Raw genomic sequence first — 14,456 nt, forward strand, 5'->3', positions numbered from 1 at the left:
CTGTATAAACTTTCGTCCGTGAAGGAAGAAAATCCATACAATGAATGAGGTCTAGTGATTCACCAACTGCTTTTTCTTGTTTCATATCGATCAATAGCAATTCGTCGCAAATCCCTTGGTTTATAAGGGCATATGCCGTACTTGAACCGACAAAGCCAGTTCCTAAAATAGCAACTTTACGTAATGGTTTGTTCATCAGACCATCTCCTATACATAGTTTTCAATACGGATTTCATCATAAGAATTGGCGAAAGCCAAGTTTATCTAATAAAATATAGTTTCGGCTCTTTACTGCACTAGTAGCAAGTAAATAGATTTTTTAATAAAGAAAGCTTATTCACATAGTTAAGAAGCAAAATAATTGTGTCACTAAAAAATGCTTCAGTAAATGCTATTCTTCTACAAACGGAAAAGTATAGTTAATAAATGGAAATGATTAAGTTTGATTATATAAGTAATCTACTATAATCGCAAATTGTGGAACTATTAAAAAGGTTTACTGAAAAATCCGAGATGTAAGAGGCTATAAAAACTTTCACTTCAAAGTGGTGCTATATACATCTAGAAAGGAGGTAATTCATCCCAATCTTTAGCCTTTCATCTAACAATCAGTGGAGGGTGAAAAGCATTGATTTTTTAAGGAACGAGAATGTATATGAGAATCGACAAACAAAAAAATAGGTGATAAAATATAGAAAAGTCAGAATAAAAACACAAAGTTGTTTAATGAAGCTTTAAGGGGGAAAATGATGAAGAAATATGGCAGGGAATTTATTACGTTTCCAGACGTGACAGTAATGGTTATTATTTTTGCGGTAATGTTAGGGTTTACTATTCCGAATTTATACGATTGGAGGGTTTGGGCTGCAATTGGTGTAGGTATGATGACATATGCAATTAGTGAATACATGATACACCGGTTTTTATTTCATATTAAAAAACCGAAGAATCCATTTTTATTAAAATTAATTAAGCGCTTACATTATGATCACCACGTTGATCCTGATAATGTAAAATTGCTTTTCTTGCCACTCTGGTTTAGTTTCCCTAACTTTATAATTTTAGTAGGGATTTGCTATGCTATTACTGGCAATTTGAATTTGACAATGGGCTTTGCAACAGGTGTCATCGGGTATTTTTTGTATTACGAATGGAAGCATTTTGTAGCTCACAAGCCAATTCAACCAGTAACAAAAATGGGGAAACAAATTAAAAAATCACATCTTTGGCACCATTATAAAAACGAAAATTACTGGTTTGGTGTGACGCATCGTGCGGTTGATAAAACAATGGGAACATATCGTGACCATAAAGAAGTAGAAAAAAGTGATACAGCAAGGGATTTAGAAAAGCGCGCATAACAACGAGAGCTATTTTTAAAGTTTACAGAGAAGAGCGATTTCTACAGCTATTGAAATTAAACTAATGCAGAAAATGGGTCAGAAAAGCTTATAATAATTATCTATGAAAATAGTAAGTAGAGAAACTCTTCCATAGTCTATGTAGTTGTCACTCTTTAAGGTTATACAACGTCATTAATAAATGAAAAGGACTCAAAACATAGGTTTAAGTCCTGTTACAGTAAGTTAGGAGAAAGGTATTTCCATGATGACTGTAGTGCCTTCGTCTGGCTCGCTAATTATGATTAATCCTTTACCAAACATCTGTTTAAAACGGCGATTTGTATTTGCTAACCCGATCCCTTTACTTTTACTACTTGAATCTTCTAGCAACCTTTCGATCTTATCCTCTCTCATGCCAACACCGTCATCAATAATAGCTATTTCATAATGGGTTTCAAGTTCGGTGATTCGAATAATGATCTTCCCACCATCAATTCGTTGTAAAACGCCATGTTTTACTGCGTTCTCAACAATTGGTTGAATTGAAAGAGGTAAAATTTGAAAATTGCTATCTTCTGTAATTTCCCATTCAATTTTTAACCTATCACCGAATCGCTCTTGTTCGATATAAAGATAAGAACGGGTAAGTTTTAGCTCATCTTCAACATGGATAAGTGTCTGTGTATTATGAATGCCAAAGCTTAATCGTAAATAATTTCCAAATTCATGAAGCAAAGCAACCATTCTTGATGTATCAATGGAACCTAAGGAAGCAATCGTATTTAATGTGTTGAACAAAAAATGTGGTTGAATTTGAGCTTGAAGCCAAGCAGCTTCCGTTTTTAACTGATCATTAATCGATTTTTTTAAATCAGTTAAAGCGCGAACTCTAGCACGTAACTCTAAAATTTGTGCTGGTTTAGCTATATAATCATTTGCTCCTGCTAAAAATCCTGCATAAATATCCTCAAACTGTTGCCGTGCAGTTAATAATAGGATTGGTAGCTCTGATAGGCTGTATCGTTGTCTTACTTTTTGCGTTAATTCATACCCAGACATGTTTGGCATCATCACATCACAAATGATAAGATCAAATTTGCCAATTTCGATGCATTGTAATGCTGTTTCTCCACTATACGCTGTTGCCACTTCATAATCGGTAGATAAGATATTATATAATACTTTAAGGTTTACAGAGTCATCGTCAATAATAAGAATTCTTTGACGCTCGTTATCAATGGAGCTTGCTATAGCTGATCCACAATCGCTTTGATTAATGGATGGAGCAGGATAAAAGGTTTGTCCAATATTTTCATAATCATCTTTATCAAATGTATGGGCAATAGGGATGGTGAAAGAGAAAGTAGATCCTTCATAAAGTTTGGAAATTACACGAATGGTTCCTCCGTGTAATTCTATTAATTTCTTACATATGCTTAATCCAATGCCAATTCCACCGTTATTAGTTTCATATCTATTTTCTTGTACATAGGGTTGAAAAACCTTTTCCATTGTTTGTTCACTCATACCTATGCCGGTGTCTTTTACTTGAATCATCGCCATTTTTCCTTTTTGTTTAGCTTCAATTGTTATTTCCCCTTCATTAGTAAATTTAACAGCATTATGCAGGAGATTAAATAATATTTGCAATAGACGAATTTCATCTGCATAAAGCTTTGGAAAAGAAGGAGAAATATAAACGTTAATCTGTATTTTTTTCCCTTCTATTAAGAATGCAATCATGTCAATTAAACCAGAAATAATTGCATGTAAATCGATTTCTTTTGGTTTTAATGTGATCCGTTCCTCTTTTAATCTTGTTAAGTCAACAAGATCATGAAGCATATAAGACATTTGTTGTCCAACACGTACAAGTAGTTTTAGATGATATTTATTATCTGCAGATAAAGTTGCACTGTCTTTATCAAGGATAGATTGCCCAATATTTATCATTGCGTGTAATGGGTTTCGTAATTCATGAGATGTATTCATTAAAAAGACATCTTTTTGTTTATTTGCTGTTTGTAAATCTTTCGTTTGTTGTTTATTTAGATTTAGCAAATGAACATAACGTTGCAATAAAACAAACGCAATTAGAATATTCATTAATAGAAAATCAAATGGGTAATATGGCATTTCGATAATGTTATCATTTAATAACATTCCCCATACTACATTAATTCCATAACTAACAATAAAAAGGAGGATAATAATAGATCCCTGATCTCTTCTTTGCGTAATAGGAGCCAATAGTTTTAACATAAAGATAACAGTTATGATCACAAAAATATTTGCTAACCAAGCTAAAGTACGAAATTGGGAAATTGGAACAATGATAAAAGATATACTAAAAAGACCGTATATAAGTAAGAAATAAGCAAAGAAACGATGACGTAAAATATACAGCGACTTGATAAAATACAACATACAAATTAATGTAGTTAGAAAAAATAAATAGAGTAGGCGGTAATACCATTCGATTGGGATAGGTAAGTGTATGATAACATTATCGTCAATCAGATTTGTAAATCCTACGGTTGCAAGCATAAACCCAAAATATAAAAGCGTTTTTTTATGCTGCCCTTTACCGAAATAAACAAGACTAAATACATATATGACATGTAAAAAATAGATGACACTTACTATCATTTGTAATACTGAAAACAAAGAAGTTTCCTTTTGAATAGCGTTTGTTGAACCAAACCATACGGAGTCAGTTATACCACCCATAAAAGGTAATTCGTGGTTGGATACATGTAGCGTCAATTCTACTTCATCTTGCTCTGGGGAAAAAGGAACAGAAAAAGTTCCGTACTTTTCTGTCATACTATTTTTCTTGTGTGGCTGATTCAATTGAGAAACAAGTTTTCCATCTATATAAACAGCAACTGATGAAAGAATTTCTGAAAAACGAAAGGAAAGGAGTTCTGGCCGGTTTTCAGGTAACAATATTTTTAATTGGTATGTACCGAAACCATATGCTACGCTTTTTTCATTACTATTTACATCATTGATCCAGTTATGGGGGAGTTGAACAGCCTTTGCTGTTTCATTACTCATGGAAGGAGCTTGGATAAATGAATGTGGAAAAAAATTCCACGTACCATCTAATAGATATGTTTCTTCTGCTGTTAAGTTAACATCTTGAAAATTAATGATGCCATTTTTTGCAACTGGTTCTTTAGGAGCTTGATGGACAAGTATCCAACTAATACGAAATAAAATTAATAGTAAAGCGAATAAACTAATGATTAAAAAAATTTGGGTTTTCGATATTTGTTCTGTCTTTGGTAACAAAGCTGTTCATTCCTTTATCCTAAATGTAAGAAATTTACTTTAAATAACATTATTCAATTTAGATTAAGTTAATTTAATTTAGTATGGATTGCTGTAATCATTCTTGTCCTGTTCTATAGATAACATTAGCGTTTTAAAAGCACCAATTGCGATTGTCGCTTCTATGAATATAGTACTAAATAGTATAGATTGCAAGGTTAATCTGTTTATTGAAATGTTAAAAAATGTATATTTTTAGTATATTTCATTCACGTCTAATTGTACTGTCGTTCTTCATGTAAGTTGTCAAGATCATTTTTCGATGGCAACTACGGTAATACACCAGCAAATTCCACGTACAAAAAATTTGAACATCGAGGTACTTTAACACGTTTTGTCATATTATAAAGAGAACATCTTACATTCTAGACATATTCCGTAATTTACTAATAAAAGATAATGTAGATTTTTTCCATCCTATGCTATGCTAAAAGTATATGAAAAAAGGTTGAATACAATGCATCAAGATACATATAAAATCGTCTTTTTGTCTTGAAAGCATTGTATATTAAATGTAAAGCACTCTGATTTTTTATCTACATATAGGATGTTGTAAGGGTCCAGGATAAAGAATTTATGATCTTATACTACAACAAGTGTACATAGTAGATAAAATGACCTAAAAGCCCAATTCGTTTTAAGTATGTTTTTACTATAACGTAGGTTGGTTTGAAAGGGAGGCTACCGAATTGAAAGCCATTCTCGTAGATGATGAACAAATGGCATTGGATTTTTTAGAACATTTATTAAAGGAACTTGATGGAATAGAAATTGTCGATAAACTTACTAATCCATTTTTTGTAAAAACAAGCTTAAGTCAACATAATCCAGAGGTTGTATTTTTAGATATTAATATGCCACAAGTAAATGGACTGGAATTAGCTGAACAAATTTTGGAACTAGATTCTAGCATCCATATTGTATTTGTGACGGCGTATGACGAATTTGCTATTAAGGCATTTGAAATTAATGCATTAGATTATTTGTTAAAGCCTATTCAAAAAGACCGTTTAAAGAAAACTATCCAACGCTTGGAGGGGGATATTTTATTTCATAATGAAAAGAGTATGGTGCAGCAGGATCGTTTACGCCTGAATGTTTGCGGTAGTTTTTCCATCACAAAGGCAAATGGAGAAGTGGACTTGATCTCTTGGCGAACTTCAAAAGTTAGAGAATTGTTTCATTATTTGCTTCATAACAGAGGGAAACTGGTAAGGAAATCATTACTAATTGAATTGCTTTGGGGTGAGTTGGATCCAGAAAAAGCTTATGCACAACTTTATACAGCTATCTATCATGTTAGAAAAACATTAAAGGAATATCCAGACAATTTTCAACTGGAAAATACGACAGAAGGATATATTTTATCTACTCAAGCTGTCGATATCGATATTGAATTATGGCAAAAAAAACTGGCTAATTATGCATCTATTGAAAAGAATAACATTGACCAATATGTTGAAGCAATGGAATATTACACAGCTCCTTATTTTGATGACTATGATTATTGGTGGGCAGAAAACGAAAAAATTAGATTTGAAAGAGTATGGTATAGAACAGCGATGAAAATAGCTAAAGTTTTTACATCTATTTCGTCCTATGATAGAGCAATAGATTGGTATAAACGCATTTATGAGCGCTACCCAGAACAAGAAGAAGTACATTTTGCAATAATGAAGCTGTATTCTTTCAGGAACGAAACAGAAAAAGTGGAAAGACAATATGCTTATTTAAAAAAATTACTACAAACTGAATTAGGGACTAGCCCAAATGCAGAAATTACGAGTTGGTACCGTCAGTGGAAAAAATATCATATGTAGAAGTGAACGTATAGACATTTGTATATTTTAAATAAGTGTAATTAATTACTCATTATAAACTGTAAAGAATTTGTAAAGGAAGGAAAGGTATAATGTATTGGTATAAATTACTAATTTATCGGTATGTTTGTACAAAATAGGTTAAATTTAGTTGGGCTCGAAACGTGAAATCGGTCATGAAACCAATTTATCATAGAGGTCATATCCCTTTTTATACGATAAGGGGCTCATGACTTCTATGGAGCGGAAATTTGTTGGGGGAAAATTTTAAAGCAGAATGATGCAGACAAGTTTTAATATGGAGGAAGAAGAAAGCAATGAAAATTACTAAACGTAGCATAGGTATTTGCTTCATGATTGCTGGAGTAATATTCGTGTCAATCCCGTTTTATTATGAATGGAAACAAGCAAAACAAGTTGCAGCACTAGAAGAAGCTTTAGCGATGGTGGCGGAATCGGATGAGAATGCTGTTGATTTATCGTCGATAGAAGATCTCCCGTTTTCAGAAGAAGAGCTAAAGGGGGTAATTGAATTAGAGATCCCTTCCATTGACCTCAAACAAAAAATCCTAACCCAAACTACGGAAGAAAATTTAAGCATTGCTTTAACACAAATTAAATCAAATCAAATACCGGGAGAGGGTAATTTTACCGTTGCTGGTCATAGAGGATATCGAGGCGATCGACATTTTAGACAACTACCTAATGTAAAACCAGGCTCTAAAGCTTTTTTGCACACAGCGAAGCAAACTTTTATTTATGAAATTAAAACATCAGAAGTAATTGAACCAACAGCTGTGGAAGTTTTGGATGATCGTGCAGGTCAAGATGAGCTTACTCTTATCACATGCACCCTCGATGGTAAGGAGCGAATTGCAATTAAAGGAACGTTAGTAGGAAAAGAATAATTCATGATCATGTTAATAAAAAACGAGCAAATAAGGAATACAGCTATGTCATTTTTAGTGTGCTTATATAAAACCTCTAGCCTAACACCTGTAGAAACATAGTTCTATAGGATTTTACCATAATAGTTATCTATTGGAGGTGAGTAGAAAATGATAAATGTGCTTATGATGAATACAAGCGACATTTTTACACAGGGATTAAAAATTTTATTAGAAGGCGAAGACGATCTGGAAGTTCTAGAAGTCTCCGATCGGGAATCCAATTTTATTGAACAGATAAGTGATTTTGAACCAGATATACTGCTAGTCCATTTAGTTCATGGAGTAAGTGATACATTAAAAAAACAAATAAATGAAATAAGAGAAAAATATAAACAAATTAGGGTTATATGTATTTTTGTATCCTATGATAGGAAGTTGATTAAGGAAGCTTTAACTTTAGGGGTAAAAGGATTTTTACTAAGTCACAGTAGTGGAGAGGGGCTTATTCATTCCATTCGAAGCGTGTGGCAGCATCAATATGTGTTTGCAGATGAAATTGTTATGGAAATGATTGACTTTTTGGGTACAGAGTGTATGAACAAAAAAGAAAAACTTAGTCGTTTTTTTTCTTCGCAAAATATGGATATGAATGATAGAGATATTGATATATTATTTTTGATTTATAAAGGGTATAAAAATTTAGAAATAGCTAATGAGTTGAATTTGTCAGAAAAAACAGTTCGGGACTATGTGAGCAAGGTGTATAAAAAATTACAAATAAATCATCGTCATAAAGTAAAAGCGTATTTGACGTCTATTATACACGAAAAAACGAAAGAATAAAACAGACAAACTTCTAAAAAGAAGTTTGTCTGTTTTATTCCAGTCGACTTTGTTGATTGTTCTTCATAAACATATACAAAGAAGCGCTGAAAATGGTGAGATAACCGATGATACTTAGTACATCTGGTATTTGTCCAAAGAGGGCTATACTGATTAATGCAGAATAGACAACTGTGGAATAGAAAAAGATAGATATTTCTTTCGCTGGTGCGTATTTGTAAGCAATCGTTATTCCGAATTGCCCTACAGTAGCAAAAATACCCGCTAATAAAAGGTACACCCATTGTTGCCAAGACATAGGTTCATAAAACGCAATGACAAACGGTAATAGAATCACAGTTGTAAAAAATGAGAAATAAAAAACAACAGTGTAAAATTGTTCTTTTCTACCTAACACACGTAAAACGGTATAAGCTCCTGCTGCAAATACTGCTGAGAGAAAACCTGCAATATAGGGGATAATTTCTGATGAAAATGTTGGTTTAATAATGAACAGAGTTCCAGCAAAAGCAATGATAATCGATATTACTTGAAATAATCGTGTTTTCTCTTTTAAAAAGAGAGCTGCGAAGATGATGGTGAGAAAAGGACTCATTTTATTAAGCATATCTGCATCCGACAGAACTAAATGGTCAATAGCGTAAAAGTTAAGCAAAATCCCTACTGCTCCTAAACTTGAGCGAAGCAGTAAATATTTTTGACTGTCTTTTTTGCCAAATAAACTTGCACCATAATATTTTACGAATCCAAATGCAATGACCATAGAAATTGCATTTCGAAAAAGTGTTTTTTGTACTGTTGGAACATCGCCTGAAAGCTTAATAAAAGCTCCCATCATAGAAAAGCCAAACGCGGACAATAGTAATAAAATAATACCTTTATTACGGTTACTCATAGTTGTCATCTCCAAAATAGTGAATTTATTAAAAAACGACAGCTTTGTCATAAAAACTTGGCGAAAAGCCAAGTTTTTTCTAAAGTACTCCAACAAAGACATATTCTTTCATAAATGTGATTGAATGTCTAGAGAAAACAACTCATCTTACATGCTTAAAAAGCTGGTAACAAAATTGTAGCGATTTCATGTCGCAAAAGGCTCAAACAGAAGATGGTTTTGAAATTTCTATGTTCTACTATAGGATAGTATAAGAAAAACAGGCTTCCGTCACCAAAATTTAGCGTAAATCCAGTTTTTTATACTAAAAAGAGTATGAGGCAAGAGACTTATTTTTGGTCCTGTTGTTGCCGTCTTCCCGTTTGATACGACAGAAGAAGCGGTTAAAAGAGCAAATGATAGTGATTATGTGCTAGCAGCTGCCGTATGGACTGAAAATATCCGAAAAGGATATCAAATTGCAAGAAGGTTAAAAGCGGGTACCGTATGAAATAATGATTGTAATCAAGAAAATCCTGCTGCTTGATTTGGGGGATATAAGCAATCAGGTACCGTGAGATAGGAAAGTATGCACTCGACAATTATACGGAAGTAAAAAGCGTTTGGTGAATTTACAATAAAGTAAGTATTGCTGAGTAAAGTCATTTCATGATCGATTCATTTTCTGTGCTTGTTATTTGTATGAAAAAAGGGAGCAGTTTGAGTGAAACACAAGCTATAAGCAAATGCAACATAGCGCAGGGCTAACAATCAATTTTATCATAATTGTTCGACTTGTTCATCCTATAAAAACGTTCGAAATTACACTCTTTCTGAGGAAACAACCATATTTTATATATGTAGATATTAGTGCATTCTTTGAACCATTTGTTGATTTCAGTATCATTAAGCTAATAGTAAATCTTTTTATCCTTTTTTTAAAATAGCAAAGACAAAAAGGCAGGATGAAAGGAACATAAGAAGAGCGAGGATAATGATTGTAAGCCGCATTGAAACGATATCAGCTGCAATGCCTATCACTAAAATAAAAAAGACTTGCAGAGCACTTTGAATTAACTGGTAAATACTAGTTACCCTCCCCATAATATCTACTGGTACATTATTTTGATAAAATGTCATGATGCCGGCATTAAGAAATACTAGAAAAAAACCTAAGATTAAAAATCCAACTACAATGGACGTAAAAGACCAAGAGAAAGCGTAAATGACATAACCAATTGCGGTCATAATGATGCCAACACTTATCATGTTTCTTATGGAGAATTGATTTGAAAATATAGATAGTAAAATAGCACCTGAAACAGAACCAAGTCCTGTTAAGCTAATTAACATACTGTATTCCAATTCAGAGAGCCCTATTACTTGTTGTGTAAAAACGACTTCTTGTGCATCCATAGCAAAGGTAAACAGCATAATTAAATTAAAGCCGAGGTAGATAAAGCTTACATACTTGTTTTCTTTCATAAAGCTTTGAACGACAGTGAAATCTTTTATGATTTGCGAAACAGTCAATGTAGGGATTGCTTCTTTTACAATGTTTTCTGTCTGGGAAATAAATAACAATAAAATGGATGCTATTAAAAAGGATATGGCGTTGAGCCAAAGTGTTATTTCTACACTTGTTGATAAAATAAGTGTACCACCGATGGCTGGGCCAATGATAAAGGCGCCAGAACTAGCAAATGAATAAAAAGAGTTGAAGCGCTTTCTTTTTTCTATTGGAACGAGGATAGTAATGTAAGTAGATGATGCTGGGTGAAAAAAAGCGTTCGCTATACTCAGAACGACAAGAATAATATAAATGACTATCATGTTCGGCGCAAAGGGGATGAGACTGATAAAAACAGCTCGAAACATATATGTTAGGATCATTACGCTGCGCTTACTCCGATAATCGATAAAACTTCCTGTCCAGAACTTTGTGAATATATTTGTTAATGGTCCGATAATCCAAAGTCCTGCAACTGCGGCTGCTGATCCAGTAAGTTGGTAAACAATGATGTTAATAGCAACTAAATGTATAAAGTTTCCAATACTTGAAATGCCAATGGATAACAGTAGTAATATTGGATTTTTCCAACTATTCACTCTAATAATCCTCTCCCCGCTTTTTATGTGAAAGAAAGTATAGCATAAATAAATTTTACCCTATTTTAATAGAAATTGTAAGGAAACACACTTTTCCCTTAAAGAAATGGATAAAACCTGAAAACGCATCCAAAACAACAGCGTTTCCTGCTATAAATAGTTGTTGATAAGCCATGTTTTTCTAATAAATGATGTTTGAAGAAAAACTGCACTGGGAACAGATACATAAAACCGCAGTAAAAGGAGTGGATAAAATGATTAAAATAACCCCAGCAAAAATGGATAATGCAATTGAAGTTGAAGTGCAAGGAAAAGTAGAAAAAGAGGATTTGAATCTTTTTGAAGAATTTTTTACGATGAAAAAACAAGAATATAATAAAGTTAATATACTTCTACTACTTGATAAAATGGAAGGCATGTCTTTAAAAGGTGTTTTAGAAGATTTGAAAATGGTGCAACATTTAAAATATATTCAAAAACTGGCAATTGTAAGTGATAAGAAATGGATAGAAATAGGGGTGAAACTTGAAAGGTTGCTCCCAGAAACAAACGTGGAGCATTTTATACCAGAAAATAAAGTTCAAGCGCAACATTGGTTAGGTGAATAAGATTTTGTGTATTGTTGTGTAGTAAACGGCCTTGTTCTCAATTCCTACGCTGTTATTGACAGTGTGGGATTTTTTGCAATATAGGGCGGTATAACATTAATGATTCGTAGTAAATCTTTAATAAGTCAATAATGTGCGCATATATCAAGCTATTTAGCCGAATGTATGATGCATGTAATCAAAGAAAAAAGAATCCTTTTCTGTTAAAGCTAAATAACTGCAGTAAGGATTTTTATATTGGCTACTTGCTTCACTCTAGATTTCAACCGTCAATTTAAAAAAGTAATTGACGGATTTATTACATGTTTGTTTATGAACGTCGTCTCACCATGTTTTATGTTATTATAACGGAAGGGTGTGGATTGTGAAACACTTACACAGTTTGTAATGAAAAGATATACATGAATAAATATACATTTAAGGATGATTGTGAATGATTGAACTTATAGCGACAGCAGAATCAGTGCACCAAGCAAAGTCATTATTAAATGCTGGTGTTGATACATTATATGTTGGAGAGGATGCATTTGGTCTCCGTTTACCAGCAAGTCTATCGAGAGAAGAAGTGAAGGAAATATGTTATATAGCGCATGAAAATAATAAAAAAGTCTGTGTCGCAATGAATGCTATTATTCATAACGACCGGATTAAGTTAATTCCTGGCTATTTTGAGTTTTTACAAGAACTAATGGTTGATTCGATAACTATTGGTGATCCGGGAGTTATCCATTTATTGCACAAGCATCAAGTGCAATTACCATATGTGTATGACCCTCATACGATGGTTACGAGTGCAAAACAAGTGAATTTCTGGGCACAACGCGGAGCCAAAGGTGCAGTACTTGCAAGGGAGTTAACGTATCAAGAATTAACATCTATAGCTACAAATGCGACAATTCCTGTGGAAGTGCTTGTCTATGGAGCAACTTGTATTCACCATTCAAAGCGACCTCTACTTACGAATTATTTTAGTTACACAAAACAACAAAACGAAAATAACAAAAATTTATTTATGGCAGAACCGAAAAAATCAGAAACACATTACTCCATCTATGAAGATATAAATGGCACACATATTTTTGATACAAATGATATTAACTTATTACCTTATTTAGAAAAATTAGTGCATGCACGGATATTAAAATGGAAACTAGATGGTATCTATACAAATGGACAAGCATTCGTGGAGATTGCAAAGCTTTTTGCTGAAGCCAAACAAGCATGTTTAGATGATGCTTGGTCTAAGCAGTTACAGGAAAATTTAACAACAAAATTAATAGAATATCATCCTCATAAACGAACACTGGATACTGGATTCTTTTTAAAAGACCCAGCAGATGTGCAGTAAAGCGTCGTTTGCATTGTAGGGGAGAGTCTAACAATTAGTTTTAACTTAAAAACAAAGGCTTTTACCATGGGGATAGATATAAGCTAAAGTATATGACTCCAAAAATATTGAGCTTTAATTTGGTTTCAAATGTTCTTTATGAAATTGAAATTAACTTGATGAACGAGTGAAGGAAGGTTTGTAAATCATGCGAATTTTAAAGAAAAAGCCAGAAGTATTAGCGCCAGCTGGTACATTAGAAAAATTAAAAACAGCTATTTACTACGGTGCAGATGCTGTTTATATTGGTGGAAGCGCATACGGATTACGAAGTCGTGCAGGTAATTTTTCATATGAAGAAATGCAGGAAGGAGTTGCCTTTGCCAAAAAACATGAAGCGCACGTGTATGTCGCTGCAAATATGGTAGCTCATGAAGGAGATATGAAAGGAGCTGGCGACTTCTTTCGAACGATAAGAGATATCGGGGTGCGCGCAGTTATTGTTTCAGACCCAGCTTTAATTGAAACGTGTATGATGGAAGCGCCGGGACTTCCGATTCACTTATCGACACAATCCTCTGCAACGAATTATGAGACGTTGAATTTTTGGAAACAAGAGGGTTTGGAGCGTGTTGTATTAGCAAGAGAAGTTGGAATGGATGAGATTAAAGAAATACGAAATCATACAGATGTAGAGATTGAGGCATTTATTCATGGTGCAATGTGTATTTCATATTCTGGGCGTTGTACGTTATCTAACCATATGTCTGCTAGAGATGCAAATCGAGGCGGTTGTTCCCAATCTTGTCGTTGGAAATACGATTTATTCGAGTTGGATCATCAAGGCGTGCGTCAAAGTTATTCAGCTGAGGAAACTGATGAACCATTCTCCATGAGTGCTGTAGATATGTCTATGATTCACAACATTCCTGATTTTATTGAAAACGGCGTAGATAGTTTAAAAATTGAAGGAAGAATGAAATCAATTCACTATGTTTCTACGGTAGCAAATGTGTACCGCAAAGCTGTTGACAGTTATTGTGAAGATCCTGCTCATTTTACATTCCAGCAAGCTTGGGAAGATGAGCTTTGGAAAGTGGCACAACGTGAATTATCAACTGGTTTTTATTACGGAACGCCGAATGAACAGCAGCAATTATTTGGACGTCGGAGAAAGATTCCGGTATATAAATTTGTTGGTCAAGTATTGGAATATAATGATTCTTCTAAAATAGCTACTGTACAACAACGAAATAGTTTTTCTGTCGGAGATAAAGTAGAGTTTTACGGTCCTGGCTTTACACAC

At 33.5% G+C, this 14,456-nt stretch carries 11 protein-coding genes and 1 pseudogene; 8 read left to right on the forward strand and 4 right to left on the reverse strand.

Annotation, left to right across the window (positions count from 1 at the left end; genetic code table 11):
- The coding region (locus HLX49_RS15310; protein ID WP_483372460.1) for a lactate/malate family dehydrogenase at positions 1 to 196 on the reverse strand (196 nt) is incomplete at its 3' end.
- 550 nt (positions 197 to 746) lie between these two features.
- Between HLX49_RS15310 and HLX49_RS15315 the strand changes: the two genes are divergently transcribed.
- Positions 747 to 1,361: a sterol desaturase family protein gene (locus HLX49_RS15315; protein WP_077703150.1), complete on the forward strand. Its 615-nt coding sequence runs from the start codon at positions 747 to 749 to the stop codon at positions 1,359 to 1,361.
- Positions 1,362 to 1,586: 225 nt separating this feature from the next.
- On the opposite strand, the gene HLX49_RS15320 is transcribed toward HLX49_RS15315, so the two are convergent.
- Positions 1,587 to 4,640 carry an ATP-binding response regulator gene (locus HLX49_RS15320; protein WP_077703151.1) on the reverse strand — a complete coding sequence of 1,018 codons (3,054 nt, stop codon included), beginning with the start codon at positions 4,638 to 4,640 and terminating at the stop codon, positions 1,587 to 1,589.
- A 728-nt stretch (positions 4,641 to 5,368) separates the two neighbouring features.
- Here HLX49_RS15320 and HLX49_RS15325 point away from each other — a divergent pair.
- From HLX49_RS15325 to HLX49_RS15335, 3 genes are all read left to right on the forward strand, one after another.
- A complete protein-coding gene (locus HLX49_RS15325; RefSeq protein ID WP_077703152.1) occupies positions 5,369 to 6,499 on the forward strand; it encodes a response regulator in 1,131 nt (376 codons plus the stop codon).
- A 323-nt stretch (positions 6,500 to 6,822) separates the two neighbouring features.
- On the forward strand, positions 6,823 to 7,407 hold the full coding sequence (locus tag HLX49_RS15330) for a class D sortase (RefSeq protein WP_077706863.1): 585 nt from the start codon (positions 6,823 to 6,825) through the stop codon (positions 7,405 to 7,407).
- A 165-nt stretch (positions 7,408 to 7,572) separates the two neighbouring features.
- Entirely contained in the window at positions 7,573 to 8,232 is a 660-nt protein-coding gene (locus HLX49_RS15335; RefSeq protein ID WP_296362986.1) for a LuxR C-terminal-related transcriptional regulator, read from the forward strand.
- 34 nt (positions 8,233 to 8,266) lie between these two features.
- On the opposite strand, the gene HLX49_RS15340 is transcribed toward HLX49_RS15335, so the two are convergent.
- The gene (locus HLX49_RS15340; protein ID WP_077703154.1) at positions 8,267 to 9,127 is read right to left on the reverse strand and encodes a DMT family transporter; all 861 of its coding nucleotides are present in this window, start codon (positions 9,125 to 9,127) and stop codon (positions 8,267 to 8,269) included.
- A gap of 322 nt (positions 9,128 to 9,449) precedes the next feature.
- Here HLX49_RS15340 and HLX49_RS15345 point away from each other — a divergent pair.
- A pseudogene (locus HLX49_RS15345) lies at positions 9,450 to 9,736 on the forward strand (aldehyde dehydrogenase family protein); the annotation flags it as partial.
- 297 nt (positions 9,737 to 10,033) lie between these two features.
- On the opposite strand, the gene HLX49_RS15350 reads toward HLX49_RS15345, so the two are convergent.
- On the reverse strand, positions 10,034 to 11,215 hold the full coding sequence (locus HLX49_RS15350) for an MFS transporter (protein WP_331805240.1): 1,182 nt from the start codon (positions 11,213 to 11,215) through the stop codon (positions 10,034 to 10,036).
- A 188-nt stretch (positions 11,216 to 11,403) separates the two neighbouring features.
- Here HLX49_RS15350 and HLX49_RS15355 point away from each other — a divergent pair, with 188 nt between their 5' ends.
- From HLX49_RS15355 to HLX49_RS15365, 3 genes are all read left to right on the forward strand, one after another.
- Entirely contained in the window at positions 11,404 to 11,823 is a 420-nt protein-coding gene (locus HLX49_RS15355; protein ID WP_101933723.1) for a SpoIIAA family protein, read from the forward strand.
- A gap of 436 nt (positions 11,824 to 12,259) precedes the next feature.
- The gene (locus HLX49_RS15360) at positions 12,260 to 13,171 is read left to right on the forward strand and encodes a peptidase U32 family protein (RefSeq protein WP_418388553.1); all 912 of its coding nucleotides are present in this window, start codon (positions 12,260 to 12,262) and stop codon (positions 13,169 to 13,171) included.
- Positions 13,172 to 13,358: 187 nt separating this feature from the next.
- Positions 13,359 to 14,456, forward strand: a 1,098-nt coding sequence (locus tag HLX49_RS15365) for a peptidase U32 family protein (protein ID WP_296362990.1), incomplete at its 3' end; no start/stop codon positions are given.

It is taken from the genome of Virgibacillus sp., from assembly GCF_013393565.1.
GTDB lineage: Bacteria > Bacillota > Bacilli > Bacillales > Amphibacillaceae > Virgibacillus > Virgibacillus dokdonensis.